This is a genomic window from Sphingobium olei (assembly GCF_042678845.1).
GTDB lineage: Bacteria > Pseudomonadota > Alphaproteobacteria > Sphingomonadales > Sphingomonadaceae > Sphingobium > Sphingobium olei.
The window spans coordinates 23,356-46,589 of record NZ_JBHTLS010000117.1 but is presented as its reverse complement, the minus strand read 5'-3'; the positions used below and the strand labels follow the sequence as shown (position 1 = coordinate 46,589).

General features: G+C 63.0%; 22 protein-coding genes. 14 read left to right on the top strand and 8 right to left on the bottom strand.

The annotated features are described in order from the left end of the window. Window positions 1–478 precede the first annotated feature (478 nt). The 3 genes from ACFQ24_RS09075 to ACFQ24_RS09065 are packed head-to-tail and all read left to right on the top strand — an operon-like array spanning window position 479 to window position 2,600. Window positions 479–796, top strand: coding sequence for a ketohydroxyglutarate aldolase (locus ACFQ24_RS09075; RefSeq protein WP_380910485.1), 318 nt, complete (start codon window positions 479–481; stop codon window positions 794–796). Beyond that, window positions 793–2,283 carry a PepSY-associated TM helix domain-containing protein gene (locus tag ACFQ24_RS09070; protein WP_380910483.1) on the top strand — a complete coding sequence of 497 codons (1,491 nt, stop codon included), beginning with the start codon at window positions 793–795 and terminating at the stop codon, window positions 2,281–2,283. Before ACFQ24_RS09075 ends, ACFQ24_RS09070 begins: the two co-directional genes overlap by 4 nt. Continuing rightward, window positions 2,280–2,600, top strand: a complete 321-nt coding sequence (locus ACFQ24_RS09065; RefSeq protein WP_380910482.1) for a DUF3325 family protein — start codon at window positions 2,280–2,282, stop codon at window positions 2,598–2,600. Before ACFQ24_RS09070 ends, ACFQ24_RS09065 begins: the two co-directional genes overlap by 4 nt. Window positions 2,601–2,609: 9 nt before the next feature. Here ACFQ24_RS09065 and ACFQ24_RS09060 read toward each other — a convergent pair whose 3' ends face one another. Both ACFQ24_RS09060 and ACFQ24_RS09055 read right to left on the bottom strand, forming a co-directional pair. Then, entirely contained in the window at window positions 2,610–3,968 is a 1,359-nt protein-coding gene (locus ACFQ24_RS09060; protein ID WP_380910480.1) for an ATP-binding protein, read from the bottom strand. Further along, on the bottom strand, window positions 3,965–4,693 hold the full coding sequence (locus ACFQ24_RS09055) for a response regulator (RefSeq protein ID WP_380910478.1): 729 nt from the start codon (window positions 4,691–4,693) through the stop codon (window positions 3,965–3,967). Before ACFQ24_RS09055 ends, ACFQ24_RS09060 begins: the two co-directional genes overlap by 4 nt. Window positions 4,694–5,036: 343 nt before the next feature. On the opposite strand from ACFQ24_RS09055, the gene ACFQ24_RS09050 reads away from it, so the two are divergent. The 4 genes from ACFQ24_RS09050 (at window position 5,037) to ACFQ24_RS09035 (ending at window position 10,869) form a co-directional block, all read left to right on the top strand. Then, entirely contained in the window at window positions 5,037–6,107 is a 1,071-nt protein-coding gene (locus ACFQ24_RS09050) for an efflux RND transporter periplasmic adaptor subunit (RefSeq protein WP_380910494.1), read from the top strand. Between the two features lie 11 nt (window positions 6,108–6,118). Continuing rightward, window positions 6,119–9,271 carry an efflux RND transporter permease subunit gene (locus ACFQ24_RS09045; protein WP_380910476.1) on the top strand — a complete coding sequence of 1,051 codons (3,153 nt, stop codon included), beginning with the start codon at window positions 6,119–6,121 and terminating at the stop codon, window positions 9,269–9,271. Further along, window positions 9,268–10,632, top strand: a complete 1,365-nt coding sequence (locus ACFQ24_RS09040; protein WP_380910474.1) for an efflux transporter outer membrane subunit — start codon at window positions 9,268–9,270, stop codon at window positions 10,630–10,632. Before ACFQ24_RS09045 ends, ACFQ24_RS09040 begins: the two co-directional genes overlap by 4 nt. A 105-nt stretch (window positions 10,633–10,737) precedes the next feature. Further along, window positions 10,738–10,869 (top strand): hypothetical protein, encoded by a 132-nt coding sequence (locus tag ACFQ24_RS09035; protein WP_380910472.1) that lies wholly within the window; start codon window positions 10,738–10,740, stop codon window positions 10,867–10,869. A 188-nt stretch (window positions 10,870–11,057) separates the two neighbouring features. Here the strand turns inward: ACFQ24_RS09035 and ACFQ24_RS09030 are convergent, their stop codons facing one another. The 4 genes from ACFQ24_RS09030 to ACFQ24_RS09015 all read right to left on the bottom strand — a co-directional run bounded on the left by ACFQ24_RS09030 (window position 11,058) and on the right by ACFQ24_RS09015 (window position 14,206). Further along, window positions 11,058–11,477, bottom strand: a complete 420-nt coding sequence (locus ACFQ24_RS09030) for an SWIB/MDM2 domain-containing protein (protein WP_380910470.1) — start codon at window positions 11,475–11,477, stop codon at window positions 11,058–11,060. A 53-nt stretch (window positions 11,478–11,530) separates the two neighbouring features. After that, complete coding sequence (locus tag ACFQ24_RS09025; protein WP_380910468.1) at window positions 11,531–12,688, bottom strand: L-lactate dehydrogenase; 1,158 nt, start codon at window positions 12,686–12,688, stop codon at window positions 11,531–11,533. 11 nt (window positions 12,689–12,699) lie between these two features. Continuing rightward, entirely contained in the window at window positions 12,700–13,629 is a 930-nt protein-coding gene (locus ACFQ24_RS09020) for a cupin domain-containing protein (protein ID WP_380910466.1), read from the bottom strand. A gap of 172 nt (window positions 13,630–13,801) precedes the next feature. After that, complete coding sequence (locus ACFQ24_RS09015) at window positions 13,802–14,206, bottom strand: c-type cytochrome (protein ID WP_380910492.1); 405 nt, start codon at window positions 14,204–14,206, stop codon at window positions 13,802–13,804. A gap of 283 nt (window positions 14,207–14,489) precedes the next feature. Between ACFQ24_RS09015 and ACFQ24_RS09010 the strand changes: the two genes are divergently transcribed. The 7 genes from ACFQ24_RS09010 to ACFQ24_RS08980 all read left to right on the top strand — a co-directional run bounded on the left by ACFQ24_RS09010 (window position 14,490) and on the right by ACFQ24_RS08980 (window position 19,954). Next, the gene (locus ACFQ24_RS09010; RefSeq protein ID WP_380910464.1) at window positions 14,490–15,143 is read left to right on the top strand and encodes a TetR/AcrR family transcriptional regulator; all 654 of its coding nucleotides are present in this window, start codon (window positions 14,490–14,492) and stop codon (window positions 15,141–15,143) included. Between the two features lie 69 nt (window positions 15,144–15,212). Next, on the top strand, window positions 15,213–16,469 hold the full coding sequence (locus ACFQ24_RS09005) for an MFS transporter (RefSeq protein ID WP_380910463.1): 1,257 nt from the start codon (window positions 15,213–15,215) through the stop codon (window positions 16,467–16,469). A gap of 67 nt (window positions 16,470–16,536) precedes the next feature. Then, entirely contained in the window at window positions 16,537–17,715 is a 1,179-nt protein-coding gene (locus ACFQ24_RS09000; protein ID WP_380910461.1) for an amine dehydrogenase large subunit, read from the top strand. A gap of 2 nt (window positions 17,716–17,717) precedes the next feature. Further along, complete coding sequence (locus ACFQ24_RS08995; RefSeq protein WP_380910459.1) at window positions 17,718–18,251, top strand: MauE/DoxX family redox-associated membrane protein; 534 nt, start codon at window positions 17,718–17,720, stop codon at window positions 18,249–18,251. A 4-nt stretch (window positions 18,252–18,255) separates the two neighbouring features. Then, window positions 18,256–18,858, top strand: coding sequence for a methylamine utilization protein MauD (locus tag ACFQ24_RS08990; RefSeq protein WP_380910457.1), 603 nt, complete (start codon window positions 18,256–18,258; stop codon window positions 18,856–18,858). 26 nt (window positions 18,859–18,884) lie between these two features. Beyond that, the gene (gene mauA / locus ACFQ24_RS08985; protein ID WP_380910455.1) at window positions 18,885–19,430 is read left to right on the top strand and encodes a methylamine dehydrogenase (amicyanin) small subunit; all 546 of its coding nucleotides are present in this window, start codon (window positions 18,885–18,887) and stop codon (window positions 19,428–19,430) included. Between the two features lie 11 nt (window positions 19,431–19,441). Next, the gene (locus ACFQ24_RS08980) at window positions 19,442–19,954 is read left to right on the top strand and encodes a c-type cytochrome (RefSeq protein WP_380910454.1); all 513 of its coding nucleotides are present in this window, start codon (window positions 19,442–19,444) and stop codon (window positions 19,952–19,954) included. Between the two features lie 92 nt (window positions 19,955–20,046). Here ACFQ24_RS08980 and ACFQ24_RS08975 read toward each other — a convergent pair whose 3' ends face one another. Together ACFQ24_RS08975 and ACFQ24_RS08970 are read right to left on the bottom strand one after the other, a co-directional pair. Next, a complete protein-coding gene (locus ACFQ24_RS08975; RefSeq protein ID WP_380910452.1) occupies window positions 20,047–20,346 on the bottom strand; it encodes a hypothetical protein in 300 nt (99 codons plus the stop codon). Window positions 20,347–20,369: 23 nt separating this feature from the next. Further along, window positions 20,370–23,027: a TonB-dependent receptor gene (locus ACFQ24_RS08970; RefSeq protein ID WP_380910490.1), complete on the bottom strand. Its 2,658-nt coding sequence runs from the start codon at window positions 23,025–23,027 to the stop codon at window positions 20,370–20,372. Between the last annotated feature and the right edge of the window lie 207 nt (window positions 23,028–23,234).

Genomic DNA, 23,234 nt, shown 5'->3' with positions numbered 1-23,234 from the left:
GGCGTCTTGCACTTCCAACTCCCTTGATCGTCCAAATTATGAGCGAAACACAATGGACAGGTTTATCGCCTGCAAACCATTGAAACTAGGACACAAGACACGAATTGGTGTTGATATATGTAAAATTACACTTCCGTTTATTGCGACTTATATGTCCACTTCGCTGTCGCCCGGCCCGCAATTTCGCCCGGCTTGCAGCCGCGCCGATTATAGCCGCCGATGGAATTTCGCAGCGAGCTTCGGAGATCGCGAGCGCCGGTCCGCTCTCCGAAGAATATGCCGATTTCACTAACGGTTTGCTGCCGAGTCTACGCAAGCCGTGGTTCGGTCTTAAGCATCCGATCCCGCACCACCGTTCCTTGCTAATGCGATTGACTTGCAAACAATGGATGGTTACCCCTTTGGCGTCACCTCCGCGGAGAAGTCATGCATATCATCGCGTCCTCTTCAAGCCGCTCGTGCCGCAGCGACGACTGACATGGGAGATGCGAAACAGGCTTTCGGGAAGAGAGAGCGCCACGGCTGGCGTTATCGCACCAATGTGGGCATGCGGATTCTTGCCGCTACCCTTGGGGCGTATCTGCTGGCGTCGCTGGCGGCCACGGGTCTGGCGCTGCTGCTGCCAATGGGTCGTACCGAAGCCGTACTGATCGCCACCATGGCCGCCTTCCTCATTGCGCCTGGGGTGACGATCTGGGCCTTCCTGACCCGTCGTCCCCGCGATGCACTCGGGGGGATACTGCTCGCAGCGGGAGCGATGGCTGGTCTGATCTGGCTTGGAGGACGAGGCGCATGAGCGCGGTTCGCGAAGGCGCGCGGCAGTGCATGGCGTGGCTGCACGGCTGGACCGGCCTGCTGCTTGGTCATTTCCTCTTCATCATGTGTCTTGCCGGCACGCTCAGCCTCTTTCGCCCGGAGATCGGCCGGTGGATGCGGCCAGAGGTGCAGGGTGACCCCGACCCGGTCGCGGCGATCAGCGCTGCGACATCCTGGCTCAGCGTCCATGGTGGTTCCAACGGCTGGTATCTGTCCGCGCCTGACGAACGGTCCAACACGGTCGAGGCGACCTTCGATGGCGGCGATGGCTTCATCACGCGGGCGCTGGATCCCGTCAGCGGTGCCCCCCTGCTACGCGACACTCTGGGCGGTGAGTTCTTCTATCGACTCCATTTTGAGCTGGAACTGCCGTATCCCTGGGGGCGATGGCTCGCTGCGCTCGCCGCCATGGCGATGCTCGTCGCGATCATCACGGGCGTCATCGCGCATAAGCGCTTCTTCAAGGACATCTTCACCTTCCGCCCCGGCAAAGGCCAGCGGTCTTGGCTGGACGGGCATAATGTCGTGGGTGTGCTGTCCCTCCCCTTCCACATCATGATCACCTTCACCGGACTGGTGACGCTCGCCTCGCTGACCATGCCCTGGCCCGCGGCCGCGCTCTATGGCGACGATCTGACGGCGCTCTATTCCGACATGGCGCCGGGTGCCGTCACCCGCCCGGCAAGCGGGGCCAAGGCACCACTGGCCCCCATCGCGCCCATGCTCAGGCAGGCGCAGGCCTATTTCGGCGCTCCGATCGGCAGGGTGTATATCTTCAATCCGGGTAACGCGTCCGCGGTGGTCACCGTCTATCCCACGGAACGGCAGGCGATCGGCACTCTGCCTGCGGAAATGAGCTTCGATGGCGCAAGCGGCAAGCCGATCAAGGCTTGGACCGAAAAGCGGACGGCGGTGCGCGCCTATCATACCATCTATGGCTTGCACCTCGGCCATTTCGCGCCGCTTTTGACCCGATGGCTCTATTTTCTTGGCGGCGCGATGCTAACGATCGCCATCGCCAGCGGTTTGATCCTGTGGGTCGTCAAACGGCGGGAGCGGGCGCCGCTCTCCGTCGGCAACCGTCTGCTGGAACGGTTGAATGTCGGGATGCTGGGCGGCGTACCACTCGGCATGGCGGCCTTCCTCCTCGCCAACCGGCTGCTGCCGCTCGGCATGGCCGGGCGCGCCGAGGCCGAGGTATCCGTCGCGCTGTGGAGCGCAGGCGCCGGATTGGTGACGGGTCTTGCCTTGCCGCCTGCGCGCGGTTGGCCGCTGTTGCTTGGGCTGGTGGCGGCGACCTGCGGCCTCACGGTGCTGACGGGGCCTTTCTGGTCCAACGACGCAGTGATACCAGCCGGCAATATGATGCTGCTTGCGACGGCTGCCGTGCTTGCTGCGATCGTCTGGGCGCAGCTTCGCCGCCCGAGCCAGCCTGCCGGTCGGCGGTCGAGGGCGATGCCGGTATGACCGCGTCGGCCGGCTTTCTCTATCTGGCGCTCTTCGCCCTCGCCGCGCACAAGCAGCGTCATCGGCCTGCCCTGCTCGGGCCGTGGGAGCGCAAGGCGTTCGTGCCGCACCTCGATCTTGCGGGATGGCTTCTGATGCTGGTGTCGCTGCTCAGCCTTTATCCGGCTGACGACATCGGTATGGCGTTCGTCGGCTGGATCGGGCTTGTGGCGGCCGTCGCGTGTCTTGTGACCCTCGGCATGACCTACAGACCCTCGTTGGTGCAGAGCGGCGTCGCTGTCGCTTTGGCTATGATTATCTTCGGCCTGCTCGGTTAGGCTTTCCTCTCACCCCTTCATATCAATGGTGGCGATGAGCCCCCCTTCTTCCGCGTTGCGCAACCGCACGGATGCCTCGAAACTGAGCGCGAGCGAACGGGCGATGGTAAGGCCGATCCCGGTGCCGTGCCGCCCGCCCGGTTGGCTGCTCGCGCCACGCGTGAACGGCTCGAACATCTGCGAAATCTGATCGCCCGGCACGCCCGGTCCGGAATCGCGAACATGAATCAAGAGCCTGCCGTTCGCCCGCGCGCAGCTGATGTCGGCGCTATTGCCATATTTGACGGCGTTATCGACCAAATTGCCGACGCAGCGTGTCAACGCGTTGGGCTTCACCCGCACCGTGCCGCCGCAGCCGCTGACGAACCGAACGGGCTGGCCCAGATCCTGCGCATCTTCCGCCATGCTGGCGAGGAGGGAATCGATGTCGATGGCTGACCATTCCTCCCGCAATTCCGTGCTGCTGGCGAGGTCGAGCCCCTCCCGAACAAGGGTCTGCATCGCGTGATGATCGGCCAGAAGCCGCTCGCGCAGTTCCAGATTTTCGACCAGTTCGAGCCGCAACCGCAGCCGGGTGAGCGGCGTTTGCAGATCGTGGCTGATGGCGGCGAGCAACTGGGTGCGCTCGGTGAAGCCCGCCCTGGCGCGCCGCTGCATCAGGTTGAAGGTCGACAGCGCGGCGCGCACCTCTTCAGGGCCGCTTTCCGGGATTTCTTCCGGATCAAGGGACAGCGAGAAGGCTTCCGCCGCCCGCTCCAGCCGCCGCAGCGGCTTCGCCACGAAGCGCGCGACAAGAATGGCGAGCGCCGCCGAAGCCACGACGATCACGATCAGGTAAAGCGGGTTGAAGATGGTGCTGGGCGGCTTGGCGATCCGGGGAAAGGTAAGCGCCATCGCCCGTCGCGCCCCATGCATGTCGGTAAAGCGCACGATCCAGCAATCCGGTTTCGGCGCATCGATCAGCCCTGCCGCGCGGTCCTTCCGCTCATTGGGGAAGCAGAGACCGACAGGCACCTGCCCCGCCTCCGGCTGAGAGCGGGGACCAAACCGCTGCTGCAGTGCTGCTTCGAGGTCAGCGTCCGGCTCGCTCAACGCCACGCCTTCCGGGGCGGGATAGGCACCGAAGATGTCACGCGCCGCCATCATCTGTTCGACCCTTGCCGGATCGCGGCGGAGCCGCTCGGCGATGTCGACGGCGCTTGCAACCACTCTTTGCCGCCTGACGCGTTCGAAATCATGATGCCGCGTCCGCTCGGCCACGGTCAACGCGATCAGGGCTGCGACGGACATGCCGAGGGTAAGGATCAGGAAAATCTGCCCCGCCATGGTCCCGAAGAAGGTGCGGGCGCGTTGCAACGGCCGGATCATGAATAGTGAACCTCGCACGCCAGAACATAGCCCTCGCCCCGGACAGTCAGGATGAGTTCGTCGCCGCCCGGCACGGCGGCCAGCTTCTGCCGAAGACGGCTGACCTGAAGATCGATGGACCGGTCGAAGGCGGCGGTCGCGCGCCTTTCGGGCAAGAGCGTCTCGCGCGTCAGCACGGCGTTGGGTTCTTCGATGAAGCGGGTGATCAGGCGAAACTCGGCCGATGACAGCATGACCAGCCGATCGTCCGGCGCGACGAGCCGTCTTTGCTGAAGATCGAGCCGCCATGGTCCGAACGCGGCATAGCGCGTGGCAACGCGGCGCGGAGACGGTTCACTGCGCGCACGGCGCAGGAGATTGCGGATGCGCACCAGCAATTCGCGCGGCTCAAACGGCTTGGTCAGATAATCGTCTGCCCCCAGCTCAAGCCCCAACACCCGGTCGATGGCGCTGCCCCGGGCCGTCACCATGATGATCTGGACCGCCGATCCCGTTGCGCGGAGCTCGCGGCAGAGCGACAGGCCGTCCCCATCGGGCAGGTTGAGGTCCAGCACGATAAGGTCGATCTGCTCCTGGCGGAGTGCCTGACGCAGGTCGGCAAGGTTACCCGCGCCGAGCAGACGATAATTTTCCTGCCTCAGCTGTCCCAATATCAGGTTGCGGATATCGGCGTCGTCATCGACGACCATGATTGTCGCGGGACCGTTATGGGCAAGGTCTGGCATGGAGCCTCCCTATCGTCGATCGGGCGAAAAGTCGTCATCCCGAACGCGCATGATACAGGGTGATACAAAGTGATACTTTGCGAGAGCGGACGCAGACACAATGAAGACAAGTTCCTCTTTCCTGTAACGTGCAAAATTTCAAAGAGGGCTGTGTCGGCGCGCCGCCGACGCCAGCCGGAGCTCTCGACCAGCGTCCGCTGCGCGGCTCTCCCCCTTCCCCTGTCCTGCGGCAGGACGGTGGCGATGCTTCGGCTGGTCAGGCCAGGGACAGTTCGCCGCCATGCTTGCATCTTCGGTTCTTCAAAGCCTTCGGGTCGCACCATTGGCGCTTTGCATCCTCGTGATGGGATGCGCGGACAAGAAGCCGCCGAAGAAGGGGCCTGTCGAAGTGGGCGTGGTCACGCTGAGAGCGCAGAACGCGACCATCTCGACGGAACTGCCCGGGCGCACCGTATCGACCATGATGTCGGAGGTGCGCCCGCAAGTTGCGGGCCTGATCCAGAAACGGCTCTTTACCGAGGGCGCGATGGTGACGGCGGGGCAGCCGCTCTACCAGATTGACCCCCGCCTCTATCGCGCCTCGCGCGAGCAGGCGGAGGCAAGCCTGGCCAGCGCGCAGGCGACGCTGGTGGCCGCGCAAGCCCGAGCGCGGCGCTATCGCGGGCTGGGCGACACAGAGGCAGTAAGCGCCCAAGAGCGGGACGATGTGATCGCCACGGCGCGCCAGGCTCAGGCAGCGGTGCAGCAGGCGCGGGCCAACCTGCAGACGAGCAACGTCAACCTGGAATTCACGCTCGTGCGCGCGCCGATCAGCGGACGCGCGGGCCGGACGCTCTTCACTCCCGGTGCGCTCGTGACCGCCAGCCAGGCGGACCCGCTGACCACGATCCAGCAGCTCGACCCCATTTATGTCGATGTTACGCAGTCCAGCGCACAGCTACTACAGCTGCGCCGGTCGCTGGCCGCAGGAAAAACCTTGCCGGCAAGCGCCACGATCCGCCTGAAACTTGAGGACGGAAGCGATTATCCGGCCGAGGGCCGCATCGAGTTCGCCGAGCCGATCGTCGATGTCAACAGTGGCACGGTTACGCTGCGTGCCCGCTTCCCCAACCCGGACGGGCTGCTGATGCCGGGCATGTTCGTGCGTGTGATCGCGCCGCAGTCCGTGGTGCCCGGCGCCATCCTCGCGCCGCAACAGGGCATCAGCCGCGACCCCAAAGGCAACGCCACCGCGCTGGTGGTCAACAAGGCCAATCAGGTGGAGCGGCGGACGGTCACGGCCGGCCAGGCCATAGGCGATAAATGGCTGATCACCGCCGGTTTGAAGGCCGGCGACCGCCTGATCGTCCAGGGCACAGACAAGGTGCAACCCAAAGACAAGGTGAAGCCGGTCGCCATCGCGGCGTCGAAATAGGAGCCGGGGCCGTGCTGAGCCGCTTTTTCATCGACCGGCCGATCTTCGCCTGGGTTATCGCCATCGGCATCATGCTGGCGGGGCTTGGCGCGATGCTGTCGCTGCCCATCGCCCAATATCCCGACATCGCGCCGCCCGGCGTCGGCATCAACGCCACCTATCCCGGCGCGTCGGCCGAAACAGTCGAAACCAGCGTGACGCAGATCATCGAACAGCAGCTGACCGGCATCGACGGGCTGATGTATTTCTCATCCTCGTCTTCCGCGACGGGTCAGTCGCGCATCAGCGTGACGTTCCAGAAGGGCACCGACCCCGACACGGCGCAGGTGCAGGTCCAGAACCGGGTGCAGCAGGCGCTCAGCCGCCTGCCCAATCCGGTGCAGCAGCAGGGGCTGACGGTCACCAAACAGCAGACCGACTTCCTGATGCTGGTCGGCCTCTATGATGAAACCGACACCGCGACGCAGGCGGACATAGCCGACTATCTGGTCAACAATTTCCAGGACTCGATCGCGCGCATCGACGGGATAGGCGCGACCCAGATTTTCGGGTCGCAATATGCGATGCGGATCTGGCTCGATCCTTACAAGCTAGCCGCCGTCCGATTGATGCCATCGGACGTCACCGCCGCTATTCGCGCGCAGAATGTCGAAGTGTCGGCAGGCCAGATCGGCGCCGACCCTGCCCCCGCAGGCCAGCAGATCAACGCCACCGTTACGTCGCGGATGCGGCTGCAAACGCCCGAGCAGTTCCGCGCCATCGTGGTCAAGACGCAGAGCGACGGGTCTGTCGTTCATTTATCCGATGTGGCGCGGGTCGAACTGGGCAATGAAAGCTATACGACCACGGCGCAACTGAACGGCCATCCGGCTTCCGGCATAGCCTTGCAGCTGGCCCCAGGCGCAGACGCGCTCAAGACGGCCGAGCTGGTGAAGAACAGGGTCGCGGAACTGTCGGCCAACCTGCCCCACGGCTATAAGGTCGTCTACCCGCGCGACACCACGCCCTTCATCAAATTGTCGGTGGAGGAAGTGATTCACACGCTGATCGAAGCCGTGGTGCTGGTGGTCATCGTGATGTTCGTATTTCTGCAAAGCTGGCGCGCGACGCTGGTCCCTGCCATCGCCGTGCCGGTCGTGCTGATGGGGACGTTCGGCATCCTCGCCCTGTTCGGCTATTCCATCAACACGCTGACGCTGTTCGGCATGGTGTTGTCCATCGGCCTGCTGGTCGATGACGCCATCGTCGTCGTGGAAAATGTCGAGCGGCTGATGGAAGAGGAAGGGCTGTCGCCGCGCGACGCAACAATCAAGTCGATGGCCGAGATCGGTAGCGCATTGATCGGCATCGCCCTCGTCCTGTCCGCCGTGCTGCTGCCGATGGCTTTCTTCGGCGGGTCGACGGGCGTCATCTACCGCCAGTTTTCCATCACCATCGTGTCTTCGATGCTGCTTTCGGTGCTGGTCGCGCTGATCCTGTCGCCGGCGCTGTGCGCGACCTTGCTCAAGCCCACCGATCATGCGCAGCGCGACAAGGGCTGGGCCGGCAAGTTCAACCGCTGGTTCGAGCGGGTGACGAACGGCTATGTCCGCCGCACCGAGCGGGTGATGACGCGGCGCAAGCTGTTCTGGAGCCTTTATGCCGTGGTCCTGGCCATCCTGATCTTGGTGTTCGTGCGCCTTCCCTCCAGCTTCCTGCCGGTGGAGGACCAGGGGCAGGTGATGGTGCAGCTGACGCTGCCGGCGGGGGCCAAGTCGAGCCGCACCGCCGCCGCGGTGGACCAAGTGCAAAATTATTTCTCCAGCGACGAAAAGGACAATGTCGCCTTCGCCTTCATCTTGACGGGCTTCAGCTTCCAGGGGCAGGGCGAGAATACGGCGCAAGGCTTCATCAACCTGGCACCTTGGGACGAACGCAAGGGCGCCGCGAACACCGCCGGCGCGATCGCGGGGCGCGCGACCAAGCAGCTGGTCGCGATCCGCGACGCCAAGGTGCTGGCGATGACGCCGCCCGCGATCCGGGGTCTCGGCCAATCCAACGGCTTCACCTTCGAACTGTTGAACAGCGGCGGCTTGCCCCGCGAACGGTTCCTGGCGTTGCGCAACCAGTTAATGGCCGCGGCGCAGAAAGACCCCCTGCTATCCGGCGTGCGCGCGGCGACCCTGGAAGACACGCCCCAGCTGAAGGTCGACATCGATTCCGAAAAGCTCGCGGTTCTGGGGCTCACCCAAGCCGACGTCGATGACGTGCTCAATTCCGCCTGGGGCAGTCGCTACGTCAACGACTTCGTCGATCGGGGCCGGGTGAAGCGCGTGTTCGTGCAGGCCGATGGGCGCTATCGTTCGCTGCCCACGGATCTCGACAACTGGATGGTGCGGTCGGCCAGCACGGGGCAGATGGTTCCCTTCTCGGCCTTCGCGACGACGCACTGGACGATGGGTCCGACCACCCTCGCCCGGTTCAATGGCCTTTCGGCCTATGAGCTTCAGGGACAGGCTGCGGACGGCGCGAGTTCGGGCGAGGCGATGGACCGGATGGTTGAACTGCAGAAGCAACTGCCCCCCGGCACCAGCTATGCGTGGAGCGGGCTCTCCTATCAGGAGCAGCTATCGGGCGGACAGGCCCCTCTCCTCTATGGCCTTTCCGTCCTCGTTGTTTTTCTGTGCCTTGCGGCGCTCTACGAAAGCTGGTCGATCCCATTGGCGGTGCTGCTGGTCATACCGCTCGGGCTGGTCGGCGCGGTGCTGGCGGTGTGGGCGCGGGGTCTGGAAAACAACATCTTCTTCCAGGTCGGCTTGTTAACGACGATGGGGCTCGCGGCGAAGAACGCCATCCTGATCGTGGAGTTTGCGGAGCTGGCGCATCATGAGGGCAAGAATGCCTGGGACGCCGCTCTGGAAGCCGCGCGCCTGCGCTTCCGGCCGATCCTCATGACGTCGCTCGCCTTCATCGCCGGCGTCATCCCGCTGGCGATCGCCACCGGTGCCGGCGCGCAAAGCCGCGTCGCGATCGGCACGGCGGTGATCGGCGGCATGACGTCCGCGACGGTGCTCGCCATCTTCTATGTGCCCCTCTTCTTCTTCGCGATCGCCCGACTGTTCGGCAACGACAAGACAGGCTCGCCATCGCCGCACGCCGCTCCTGACGCAGGGGCGCTGGCATGATGCGCGGTGCCTTGCCGATCGTTGCGATCATGACCTTGGGGGGGTGCAACATGGCGCCCCATTATCAGCGGCCCGTCCCGCCTGTGCCCGCCGCCCTTCCCAAGGGTGAAGCCTATGCGCCGCAAGTGGCGGGCGCGGCCGGCCTGCCCTGGACCAGCCTGGTTCAGGATGCGCGGCTGAAGACGGTGATTGAGCGCGCGCTGACGAACAATCGCGATCTGCGCGCCGCACTGGCCAATGTTCAATCTGCACGCGCGCAATATCGTATCCAGCGCGCGGCGCAGTTGCCGACGGTAACTACGGATGCGGGAGCGAGCTTCACGCGGCGCAATGGCGAGAGGGCGGACAGCTATAGCGCCGATCTGGGGTTCAGCGCGTTCGAGATCGACCTGTTCGGTCGGCTGCGTAACCTCACCCAGTCCGCTCTCGAATCCTATCTGGCGACCGAGGAAGGCGCGCGGGCCACACGGATCGCGCTGATCGCGGAGACCGCCACCGCCTATGCCACGTTGGCGGCGGATCAGGACCTGCTGGCGCTGTCCCGCCAGACGGTGGCTAGCGCGCAGCGAACACTGGAACTCACGCAGTCCCTCAACAAGGCCGGGCTGGCCGGCAAGCTGGACGTGCGCCAGGCCGAGACGATCGTCGAGCAGGCGGCGTCCGATGTTGCCGCCAACATCACGCAGGTGGCGCAGGATCGCAACGCACTCGACCTGCTGGTGGGGGCACCGGTGGAGGAGGCGCTGCTGCCTTCGAGCCTTGCCGCATTGACGGAAGACATAGCGACCGTTCCGGCAGGGCTGTCGTCGGACACGCTGCTTCAGCGACCTGACGTCCTTCAGGCGGAGCATCAGCTGAAAGCAGCCAATGCCGACATCGGCGCGGCGCGAGCGGCCATGTTCCCCCGGATCAGCCTGACGGCTGCAATCGGCGTCGCGAGCTCCGCCCTCTCCTCGCTGTTCACAGGTGATGGCTTTACCTGGCAGACGACGCCGTCAGGAAGCCTGCCGATCTTCGGTGGACCCAACCGCGGCAATGTCGAATACAGCAAGGCGCAGCGCGATCTCTATCTCGCGCAATATGAGAAGGCGATCCAGACGGCCTTCCGCGAAGTTGCTGACGCACTGGCCCGAGATGGGACCATCGATGCGCAGCAGGCGGCGCAGCATCGGCTGGTGACGGCAAGTCGGCTCGCCTACGACCTCGCTGAACAGCGATACCGCGCGGGCATCGATCCATTTCTAACCGCGCTGACCAGCCAGCGTAGCTTCTACGCCGCCCAGCAGTCGGCGATCGCGACGGACCTGGCGCTGGTCAGCAACCGCATTCGCCTCTATCGCGTCATCGGTGCGGAACAGTAGTTCAATCGCATACTGGCCAGTATCATTTCATGCTCGGCTATTTTGCCCGCTTCCCGGCCATGCAGGCTGTGATAAGATGTGGCAAAAGAGAGGATGGAGACGGCCATGCTGATTTTGGCACGGTTGCTGGACTGGCTATGCAGCGCCTTTGCATCGGGCGCTCAGGACGCGTTGCGCATCAATCAGTTGATATGCCCATTCAGCGAAAAGGCTGGGCATCGATCGCCTCGCAACTGACACTAAGCGCTTGATTTTGCAATCTCGAGGCCCGCAGGCATGGTAGCCGCGGTAAGTGGCGCCCCAGATACTGATACAGCTTCCGATATAGACACGCACCATCGCTGACGCTCGCCTCTCCGGGTGGCGGCGCGATTGTGGATCGCAAACAGTCGGTTCTGATGTGCGCTAGTACGAACCGGCCAAACTCACCCTGTCTTGGCCGTCAAATGCTTGCTCAGATGCTTGTTCATCTCAAACATGCTGACCGATTTCTTGCCGAAAATCTTGCCCAGTTTCTCGTCGGCATTGATCTGGCGACGGTCTTTCGCGTCCTGAAGGTCGTTCTTTTTGATATAGTCCCAGATCTTGGACACGACTTCGCTGCGCGGCAGATCCTTCGCGCCGATGATGTCGGCAAGTTCGGGCGAAGGTGTGACGGGCGCAGTGATGCCGCCGCGGGCGCCGCCGGCGGGCTTGCCGGTCGCCTTCACCTTCTTGGCGGCCGCCGCCGTTTCTTCCTTGCCACGCTTCTCCGCCGATCGTGCCATTTTTCGCTCCTTCGCTGCACCAGGGGCAATCATTGCATTTCCGAGGCATATACGCTGGCCATCGCTCTTGGTTGCCAAACGCTGACGATCTTTGCCCTCGTCCGTCCGCTAAGAGCCGTCAGGAACTTCGATCAAAGCAGGGAAGTGTCAGGCAAGAGAGCATCGCCGCCTATGTCCGCGACGCGGCTGTGGCCGGTCAGAGCCATGGCCACGCTGAGTTCATGGTGCAGAAGTTGCAGCATCTGCGCGACCCCCTGCTGCCCGTCCGCGGCCAGCGCGAATGCCCAGGCCCGACCCAGCAGAACGCCGTCGGCCCCCGAAGCCAGGGCGCGCAACACATCGATACCGGACCGTATGCCGCCGTCCATGAGGATTTCCATGCGCCCTGCGACCGCATCCGCCACATGCGGAAGCGCGCGGATCGCCGAAGGTGCTCCGTCCAGCTGGCGCCCGCCATGATTGGACACGATGATCGATCCTGCGCCGACATCGACGGCACGAAGCGCATCTTCCCGGTCCAATATGCCTTTCAGTACCAACCTGCCGGGCCAGTGGTGGCGCACCCACGCAAGATCGTCCCAGGTGATGGACGGATCGAAATTGCGTGACACCCAATCGGTGAATTGCGCCAGGCCCGCGCCTCCCGGCATGGCCGGCGCGAAATTGCCGAGAATATGGGGCCGCCCGCGCACGCCAACGTCCCACGCCCAAACAGGATGGGACAGGATCTGTACCATGCGGCGCATGCGGTCCATGATCGTCTGGCGTCCGGTCAGGGTCGATCGCATATCCCGATACCGCGGACTGTGCATGATGAGATCAACCGTCATGACGAGCGTCTCCACCCCCGCATCCCGGGCGCGCCCGAGCATGTCCGCCATGAAGGCGCGGTCCTTGATCATGTAGAGCTGGAAGAGCAGTGGCTTGGAGACGGAAGCCGCCACTTCCTCGATCGCGCAGCAGGCGGAGGCCGACAGGATGAAAGGGACGCCCGCGGCTTCGGCTGCCCGCGCGGCCTGCACCTCTCCCCGGCGGGCATAGAGGCCGGCAAGCCCGATCGGCGCCAGGGCGACGGGCATGCTGACCTCTCTTCCCAGCAGAACCGTGCTGGTGCGAACGTCGGACACGTCGCGCATCACCCGCTGCCGCAGCGCAAGCCGCTGGAGATCCGACACGTTGCGGCGCAACGTTTCCTCCGCGTAGGAACCGCCGTCGACATAGTCGAACAGGAACCGGGGAAGGCGCCGGCGCGCCTGATGCCGGAAATCCTCTACGCAGGCGATCGCCATCGGACTTGATGTCAATCTGTTGCGAAATTATGCAGGATGACTGGGCGGGGATTGAAGGGGATGCGTGTCGACATGGGCGCGCCTGGCGCGCTGCCTGGCCGATGCCACCGTCCCTTCTGTGCCGTCACGATATCCCCCTGCTCCGCTTCGAAATAGGGGAAGCCTTCGATCTGATAGCCGACGCGCCCTTCCATGATGAACCAGAATTCTGTCCAATCGCCATGGAAATGCCCCCGATTGGTGGCGGGCGCGACAGGCTGCGGCTTCGTTCGCAGGATGTTGGAGGTGAAATGATCGTCCCAGACGAACTTGCCGTTATAAGGGGCATCGCTCGCCGCGATCTGCTTCCAGAAATCGACATAGATGGGGTTGGTGTCTCGGTCCTTCGCCGGGCCGGGCGAGCCTGTCACCTTCACATAGGTGCGGCCGGCAATCGGATCGGGGGTTTCGTTTAGCGGAAATAGCGGGGCGGAGCCGGCCTGCCGCACCTCGAACCGGAGCGAGGGCTGGTCGCCGACCGTCTCTATCGAATAGAAGTGGCGGAACGGCACATTGACCATGAACCCCTTGGTTGCGACGAATGGCTCCTGTCCGTCGATCGACACGCGCATTGCGCCGGCCTGGACGATCCACACCACCCGGTCGTCAGCATACATAAGCCGCTTCGTCCGTGTACCCGGACTCATGGAAATATAATCCGCATCCTGTTCCGGGTTGCGGACGATAGGCTGAACCCAGTCAGTCCTGCCACGATGAGCGGCGAGGATGTCGGACAATTTCCAGTGCACCTTGTTGGGCGCTGCATAAGGCGTGGGCGCCGCCGGCTTTGCAGACCAATAGGCGTCGGCGATCTTGGGCGCGGTCACGGGCATCGGATCTTCGCGCCCATTGAACTGCGCTCCCGCGGGCGTACCGATCGCCGTCGTGACGAGAGCAATCATCAAAAGACGCGTTGGCCTCATCCTCTCCATCCCTTTTCCGTGCACGCGCTTTTTTTGAAGAACATGCTGCTTATTTTTGGAAGGATAACAGAGGATTGGGCTCGATCAATAGTCGTCGCTCAAGAAGTACGGCGAGAAAGAACAGGAGCGGCGCGACCCGAGGCGGCACGGTTCAGCGGATCAGCCCCTTGGCCGCCAGACGTCCTCGTTCCGCTGCGACTTGCGACGCGGTCAACTTGCCTCCGGCGCGAACCTTGGCGATTTCCGCCGCAGTGAAGGGAGGAGCAGGCTTTGCCGCCTTCTTGAACGCCACCGCATGGTTGAGCACGTCGGCGACATCCTGATCGCTCATCGTCCCCATCCCGGGCATCAGACCGGCTATCTTCTTGTCGTCCACGGTGATGGGGCCATAGAGTCCGTAAAGCAGCACCATGGTGAGATAGCGGCGGCCGTCCGGGCTTCCGGCAATTTCGGATACCCGGCCACTCAGTCGCGGGAACTGTCCCGGCAGCCCGGCCCCGGAAGGTTGATGGCACATGGAGCAACGACTTGCGAAAGTCTGCGGTCCGCCGGCCATCGCCGTTCCCGACGTCGCCGTCAGGACGGCGAGAAGCAGAAAGCGGATGTGCCTGATTGATTGAAGCATTGCCCGAAACTTCCCCCTAAGCTGGCCGCGGTGTCACAGAATGTGGTGCCGGAGTGCAACCGCCCTCCAAATTCCCCCATCATCCCAACATTCTATGAAGAGCCCAATATTGGACATTCTTCAAATATTCGTCAACCCTTCCTTTCATTCCGTTGCGAGAAGGGTGGCATGATCGGCCGCGCCATGATAGGTCGGACAACAAGGTAGATGTAACATGATAACCGCTCCATCCCGACCCGGCATCTATGCGCGCGGGTCAGAAACGGTCGACCAGATCCTCAAGGCAGCGCTCGGCGTGCTGATCGATGAAGGTGCGGAAGATTTCACGCTGCGCCGTATCGCCGCGCGATGCGACCTGAAGGTCGGTAATGTCAGCTATCATTTCCCCCGAAAGGAAATGCTGATCCAGGTGATGCTGGATGAGATGCTGGAATCTTACGACAAGTTGCTGGACGAGATGGTGCGTAAGCCGGGGCTTACCGCAGAGGAACGGTTGAAGCTGGTGATCATCCTGTGCCTGGAGGATATTCAGACCAAGCGGACAACCCATTTGTTCACCGAATTGTGGGCGCTCGCCAATCAGAGCGAGTTCGTCGCAGACCGTGTGCGCCTTTTCTACGGAAAGGTGCATGAGGTGATCGGCGAATATGTGTCTCAGATCAATCCTGCGCTGAGCCCGGATGACGTGCATAGCCTCTCGCTGTTCATCAGTGCGTCGATGGAAGGATCGACCCCCTTCTTGGGCCACCAAAAGCCATGGGCGAACAAGATGCCGGTCTTCACCGCGCTTGCGGCGATGTCGTTCGTGCATCTTGCCAAAACGGTGACTTCGCGCGATCTTGCGGGGCTGATGACTGAAGCGGCCTGATACCGCTCAAGGGGGATGGATCTGATCGGCAGGGCGCCGTGCGCGCCGCTCTTGCTCGGGGGATTCGTCGTGGGAGGACATCGCCTACTGCCCACAGGGGCATCTGAACGGACCGGTGTCTGCATCCTTGCAGCCGCGCTGGCGCTTTTGCAGCCTGGGATCGACCCTGTCTTTCTCACCCTGCTGGCCGCCGCGACCAGCCTCGATCCGTCCAATCACGGCTGGATTGTCGGCGCGACTCAGGCAGGCATGGCGATGGGTGGCATCATCATATGGCGAGGCGGCACATCCATGCCGCGTATGGCTCCGGCTTTCGCGGCATTGATCGCCTTCGTGACCAGTGTGATGACACCTGCGCTGGACGACCTGTGGATGCTGATCGCCGTCCGCGGCCTGTTCGGCATCGGCATGGGCGTTGCGTACACATATGCCATGAGCATGGCGGCGGCGAGCCGGCCTGCCCTCGCCTATGGGGCGGTCTTCATCATCCAGTTGCTGCTCTCCACTCTTGTGGCGTTGGTTCTTCCGGCCATAAGCGATGCGGCACGCCCCGTCGTGGCGTTGCGCCTTCTGGCGGTGTTCCCGGCCGGCCTGCTGCTGCTGCTGTCAGCGCTGCCCGCCAGCCCCGTGCCCAAGCGCGCCACCGTCACCGATCGGACCGAGAACGTCGCTCCGCCGCTGCGTGCCTGGGCACTCGCGACCGCTCTTTTCTGCTTCATCGCCGCGACCATGATGGTCTGGAGTTTCGCCGGCGCGCTCGCGATGGCAGCTGGCATTAACGACGATGTGATCGGGACCGCGGTCGCCATTGGATCGGTGGTCGGCGCATTGACGGCTCTGACCGTCATGCGCGATCACATGGTCGTGCCGCTGCCGTTGACCGGGCTGCTCTCCAGCCTTTGCCTGCTGGCACCGCTGGTAATGACCCGCCCCGGCTCTCCCGCCCTTTTCATCCTCTCGATCGGCCTTCTCAATGTTGGATCGACCGCCACCATCGTCCGCTTTTCCGGGGAAGCGACGGCCGCTCACGGAACCCTGCTTTTCCGCCGCTTCGTATCCTGCATCCACGGCCTCGGCATGATCGCCGGGCCGGTGGCCGGCTCAATCCTGTCGACCGCTTTTGGTCCATGGTCCCTGATCGATGGCGTGACGGCCACCCTGTTGTGCGGATGTGTCGCGCTGCTGGTGGCAACCAGGGCGCCCGCCCCCGGCCTTCCTCAAGTTGACAATATGGACGAGCCGCCGCCCGACCTGCTTCAGGCCGAGAAATTTTGTGTATCGCGTCCTGACCCTCTTGACCAATCCTTGACACTTGTCCAGCCTTAGCCGCAGCAGGAAGTCGGACCAGCACAGAGTTCGCCCCCTGTCGCACCGATCAAGGGGATCACGCGAGATGTCGAGCAGCGTCTTTAGGGGATTTTTCGCCGCAACCGCCTTGGGCCTGGCGTTGAGCGTAGCCGTCACCAGCCACGCCGCGCCTGCTGATGTGGCGGCGACGCTGGAGCCGGAAACATCCGACGTCGTGACGATGGAACCGCCCAAGCCCAACTGGTTCTTCATAGATGGCGGCTGGGATATGCCGGGCACCAGCATCTTCGACGGCGAAGCCGGCAAGATGAAGGGCATGGTTGAAACCCGTCGCCTTGCCGACATGGCGATCGATCCCGCGGGCAAATATTATTATGTCGCGGAAACCATCTGGTCCAAGGGTGATCGCGGCACCAGGCAGGACATGGTGTCGGTTTACGACACGCGCGAGTTGAAGTTACTGGCGGAAATCGCCATTCCCGACCGGATACTCATCGGATCGCGAAAGAATAATTTCATCATCAGCGACGATGGCAAGACCGCCTTCGTCTATAATCTCAGCCCGGCATCCTCGGTCAACATCGTCGACCTGGTGACGCGCAAATTCGTCGCCAATGTCGAGCTGCCCGGATGCGCCAGCATGATGCCCAATCCGGGCGTCGGCTTTTCCGCATTATGCGGGGACGGATCGCTCGCGACGGTCAAGCTGACAGGCAAGAAGGCTGATATCACCCATAGCGCCCCCTTCTTCTCGGCGACGGACGATCCGATCTTCGACAATTTCACTTATGACCGGAAGAAGAAGGAAACGACCTTCCTGAGCTACACCGGCCAGATCTGGGTCGCGAAGCTTGGGGCCGCGCCAACCATATCAGCGCCCTTCTCGATCCAGGCGGCCGCAGGCATTCGACCCGGCGAAACCAAGCCGCTGGAACTCAACTGGTATCCGGGCGGGCGTCAGCCGATGGCGTTGCACCGGGCGACGGGCCATTTGTTCGTGCTGATGCACATGGGCGAATATTGGTCCCACAAGGCGTCGGGTTCCGAAGTGTGGGAGGTCGATCTCGCAAGCCAGAAAGTGGTGAAGCGCCACCCTCTCGAAGAGCCGATGAACAATATCGAGGTCACCCAAGCGGACAAGCCGTTGCTCGTGATGAATGGGGAAAAGGGCACCGCCATTGTCATCGACCTCGCCACCTGGGAGGAAAAGCACAAGATCGAGAAGGCCGGTGGCAGCACCATCACGGTCCTGGACCCCTCCTGACGATGGAGATGGGTCTGGCGATCGCAGCCTTCGCGGCCGCTGTCGGGGTCGGATTGATCCTGCTGCAGGCGGGTCTTTCGAAGCTGCGCCATAGGCACTTGCTGCCCGGAGTAATCGCCAATTATCGGCTGCTTCCGTCCGCTCTGGTGACTCCCGCCGCGACGGTCCTGCCGCTGGCGGAGATCGCAATCGGAGCCACCTTGATCGCAGGCCTTACGACCGTGCCAGTCGTTCTCGCGATGCTGCTGCTCGCTCTTTTCGCCGGAGCGATGGCAGTCAACATAGCGCGAGGACGCAGTCAGATCGATTGCGGCTGCGGCCGATCGCAGCTGCGCCATCCGATCGGCTGGCCGCTGGTCGGTCGCAACCTGCTGCTGATCGCGCTCATCGCGTTGCGCCTGGCGCCTGCCCCGGCCCTGTCGGCGCTCGATATCGGCACCGCCGCCGTCGGCGGGGTGGCGCTTTTCCTCGCTTATCATCTGCTCGGCCACATTCTGGCGCTGATCGCCGCGCCGGCCGCCGCCTACCGGAGATAGACATATGCTAACGTCTCTCATCATCGCGCAAATCCTGTCATGGGTCGTTCTGCTGGCGCTTGGCGTCGGACTGCTGGCGGTCGCGCGGCAGGTGGGCGTGCTGCATATCCGCGTGGCGCCCGCCGGAGCGCTCGCCACCAGCGGCGGCCCGGGGGTCGGCGACGCCATCGTCAAGATCGACGCTCGGACCATCGATGGTGCTTCCGTGACGATAGGCGGCCACGCGCATGGCACGTCGTTGCGGTTGTTGATGTTCGTGTCCGCGCAATGCCCGTTGTGCAAGAACATCATCCCGATGGCCAAATCCTTCGCGCGGGACGAACGGGTCGCATTGACCTTCGTGGGAGACGACGATCTCGCCGTTCAACGGTCGATGATCGCCCAGCATGGGCTGGAAGCCTATGCCTTCGTCAACGGTCCCGAGGTCGGTCAGGCCTATGGCGTGGCCAAGCTGCCCTTTGCGGTACTGCTGGACGCAGATGGCACGATTTTGTCCAAGGGGCTGGTCAACAGCCGCGAGCATCTCGAAAGCCTGATCGTCGCACACGAGATGGGGATCAAGACGGTGCAGGACTATATCGGTTCGCTCAAGGCTCAGGCCGCCTGAATCATTGCCATAGGGGGTTCCGTGACATGAAGAAGTTCGACGCCGACGCCATGGGGGAAAAATTGCTGCGCAAGCTGGCGGGCGGCACCTCGCGCCGATCGATGCTGGCTCGGCTGGGCACGGCTCTGGTCGCAGCACCTGCCTTTCCGCTGCTACCGGTCAGCCGCGCGGAGGCGGCGAAGCCTGATCGCTCGCCCGAGGCCAAGACCGCTTTCGCCCGCACCGCGCAGAGCAAGGATGACAGCAAGTGCGACTATTGGCGCTATTGCGCCATCGATGGCGCACTCTGCACCTGCTGCGGCGGCGGCATCCACAGCTGCCCGGCCGGCGCGGAGCCCTCCCCCGTTTCCTGGGTCGGCACATGCATCAATCCCGATGACGGCAAGGCCTACCTCATCGCCTATCGCGACTGTTGCGGCAAGCCGGCCTGCGGACAGTGCGGCTGCGACAATACCGATCGCGAAACCCAGCTTTACATGCCTCAACTCAACAATGACGTAATCTGGTGCTTTGGTACGAGCAGCATGGAATATCATTGCTCCACCGCGGTGCTGGTGGGTGCGGCCAGCTGACGCAGCCCGGCATGACACGCGCGTTACTGACGGCTTCGCTGCTGCTGTTCGGCGCAGTCGGCATCGGCAGGGCCGGGCTGCCGCCCATGGGCGTGCTTCCGGCCGCGATCACCGATCCCGACCTCGCCCGATCAGACTATGTCGAAAATTGCGGGGGCTGCCACGGAGTGCAGGGCAGTGCCGCGCCCGCCGCCTTGCCCGAATTGCGCGGCAGGGTGGGCTGGTTCCTGTGCACGCCGCGGACGCGTGCCTATCTCATCCGCCTTCCCAATGTCGCGCTGAGCCGGATAAAGGATAATCAACAACTGGCCGACATGATGAACTTCGTCGTCTTTGGTCTCGGCGGGGGTAGCGTGCCGCAGGGCAGCGCCCCCTTCACTGCGGAGGAGATCGCGCACGAACGGCGTTTCGCCCTGTCCTCCGCCTCCCTTACCGCTGAACGCGCCCGCCATGTCGAAACCGCAATCCGGCAATGTCACGCGCCCGCATCGTTGCGGCAGCTGTTTCCGTCAAAGGCGCGATAGAGCAGCCTTCTATCGGTGAGGTCGGCGGCGGATATGCGTCCCTTCACGAACCGGGCTGGCAGGAGATCGGGGTTGGCCTTCGCGGTCATGCCTTATTTTGGCACGCTGCGCAGATCCTTCGGCCAGCAGGTGGTGCAGCGACGCCAGCAACTCACTCCCGGCATCGCCACCGCCGGCGGTAGCCCTGGTTCGGGATGAAGGCCCGCCAATATCTCCGGCGACACGCCCTCAGGCGCGGAGCGGCTGTGGCACATCAGGCATTTGCGGCGATAGCTTTCCCGGTTGAGGCTGGAATGATCCTCCTGCGCTCCGGCACCGTGCGGCATATGGAGCAGCAGGATTGCCGCTCCAGTGGCAATGGCCATGCCGCGCACAGATAGAGTGCGAGGCATGGCCACCATGCTGAACGATATTCCTAGAATTTCTGGCCGAACCTGACGCCGAAAAATTGCGGCTTGATGGTGAAGGTGCGCGACGACCCTGCGCAGAAGTCGATCGAGCAGAAGGTGTTGCGCGTCAGCTGTCCCCGCTTGTCGAACGCATTTTGCAGGAACAGCGTCAGGCTCCATCCATCCTTCTTCACCCCGCCGGAAAAGTCGAAACTGATGAACCCCTTGGTGTTGCCCAACAAGGCATTGTTGTCGACGTTGAGGTCTTGGGTCGCGCCGGTCTGATACAAGGCCGCACCCTGGAGGAAGGCGCTATAGGCGCCCAGCTCTGTATCGTAGCGAACCGATGTCGTGCCCTTGAACTTGGGCTGGCGCGGCAGGCGCGTTCCGTCCGCTGCCGCGACCTGCGGCGTGGGAGGGTTGGAGCCCGGCACGTCCTCTCCCAATGTACAACTGGGCAGCTGGGAAATGGTGGCTGTCGCCCGATCCAGCGCAAAGTTGCAGAAATTGCCGCTGAGGCTCGCATCATTATAGGCACCGGAGGTCGAAATGGTGACCTTGCCGAGCTTCAGGTCGGCGTCATACTCGATGCCTTTGACCTCCGCCTTGCCGGCATTGCCGGTCATGCCCGCGCCCTGCGCACCGGACACGACGACGCCATATTGGATATTGTCCCATTTCTCGAAATAAGCGGCGACGTTGAGGCGGAATATGCCGCCCCAAGTCGTCTTCATGCCAAGTTCGTAATTAGTGAGCGTTTCGGACTGGAAGGGTGCCACGTCTACCGGCCCAAAATTACGGATGCGCAGCGGACGGTTGAAGCCACCGGGTCGGAAGCCTGTGGAATAATTGGCATAGACCATCTTGTCCGGCGTAATCTGCCAATCGAGCGCGATCTTGTGCGTCTCGCCATCCTCCTTGTAGCGCCCGGTCTGATCCGCAGCGCGGAAGTTGGTGTTGAGGCATTGAAGCCGCTCGGCCGGCAAGGGCGTCGGGCATCCCATCTGGCCCGTGGGAACGAACAGCGATGTGACCGTATTCGCAGCCGACGCCGCAACGCCGGCAAAGCCCTTCACGGCATAATCGGTCCAGAAATAGCGGATTCCGCCTGTCAGCTTCAGCGTTGGCGTGATGTTGTAATGACCTTCCGCGAAGATGGCAGTGTCATGGTAAAGCTGATTCTGCTCCACAAAATAGAAGGCGTCGCCCTTCACCGCCGGCGTTCCGTATAGCATCGTGCCCAGCGGATTGCCGTTGGGATTGACGATGTCGCTGGTGTCGAAGAAGGGATTGCCGTCGTCGTCATAAGCGATGCCGTACATGGCGGGAACGCCGATCAGGCCGCCGGGAACATCGCCGCCGCCGGTCGCGGTATAGCCGGTGATCGTATCCAGGCCGCGAATGGCGTAGCTGGTGTTCAGTTCGTTCTTCTGCCGTTGGTAGAATCCGCCCAGCGTCACGTCGAACGGCCAGTCCTTCGGCGTGCTGATCCGCAGCTCCTGGGTGAATTTGTTGCGGTGGGTGTCCGCGTGATAGAATTGCGTCGGATCGATCAGCGAACAGCGCTGTGCCGCGCCGGTCCCGGTGCAATCGTCGAAAAATTGCAGATAGCTTTCATAGCCAGGCCCGAAGCCGTCATAGGTGACGGTGTAATAGGTATAATCGTTCAGCGTCCGTTGCCGGCGCTTGAAATAGCCGGTCGCGGAAACGATGTCCCAGTCGCCGATATGGCCGTGGATCGACAGCGCCGCCTGATACCAGCGATCGTCATTTTTGGTCTGGTCATAATCGTGGACTTCCAGATCGCCGACGCGCGGGTCATAGCCGAAATAGCCGTTGGACACCTGCTTCTGCGCGGTGATCGAGGGATTGAAAGCCCATCCCTCGACCGGCTCCCACAGCAATTGCAAGCGACCGCCAAATTCCTTGATCGTGTTGTAATCGTCCTTGGCGATGTCGCTGTTGTCCAGGTTGAAGAAGGTGTTGGGGTTGTTGTCGCCCAGGGTATAGACCGCCGGCGCGCCATTGTTCAGGCGGCCATTATTGGGCGTGTTGTCGATATAGCCGCCATCGCGCCGATAATAGCCCATCGCCCGCACCGCCAGCGTCTCGCTGACGGGCACGTTGATGTAGGACTCGAACTGCCCGCCAAAGTCGCCCTTGCCATATTTGTTGGCTTCAACATCGTAACCGAACTCGAACTTGTCCAGCGTCGGCTTGTTTGTGATCAGGCGGATCGTCCCCGCCAGCGATCCCGCGCCATATAGCGTCCCCTGCGGCCCGGACAGCGCCTCGACCCGTTCCATGTCATAGGCGTGTATGTCCGGCACCTCGGTTCCGGTGATCGGAATATCGTCCAAATAATAGCCGACCGACGCATAGGCGCCGCCCGCGGGCACGATGCCCCGGAAGAAGGCGGTGTTGCGGCCAGGCCCGATGCCCTCGAAGGAAACCGACGGCAGCAGGGTGGCGAAATCGCTGAGGCCCTTTACCTGCCGCTCGGCCAGTTTCTCGGCGCCGAGCGCCTGCATGGAAATCGGCACTTTCTGAATGCTCTGCGCGCTGCGCGTCGCTGTGACCACGATCACGCCGAGACCCGCTTCCGCATCGACTGCCGCGGCGTCGGCTTGGTCCGCTGCCTGTGGAACAGCTTCCTGCGCCACCGCACCAGTCGGCAGCAGCATGGGCGTCAGGAACGTGCTGGTGCCTAGAGCACACAGCGCGCGCATCCTACCTGAACGGAGACGAATGGCCATACGAATACCCCCCTGATATGCGTTGCTACTCGTCCTCTCCTTTTGTGCCCGGCGTTCCGGTTCTCTCTCGACGGCGCTCCATCTCCCGACCCAGACAGGTCAAAGAAACGCGCGCCCAAAGGAACTCATCCTTCA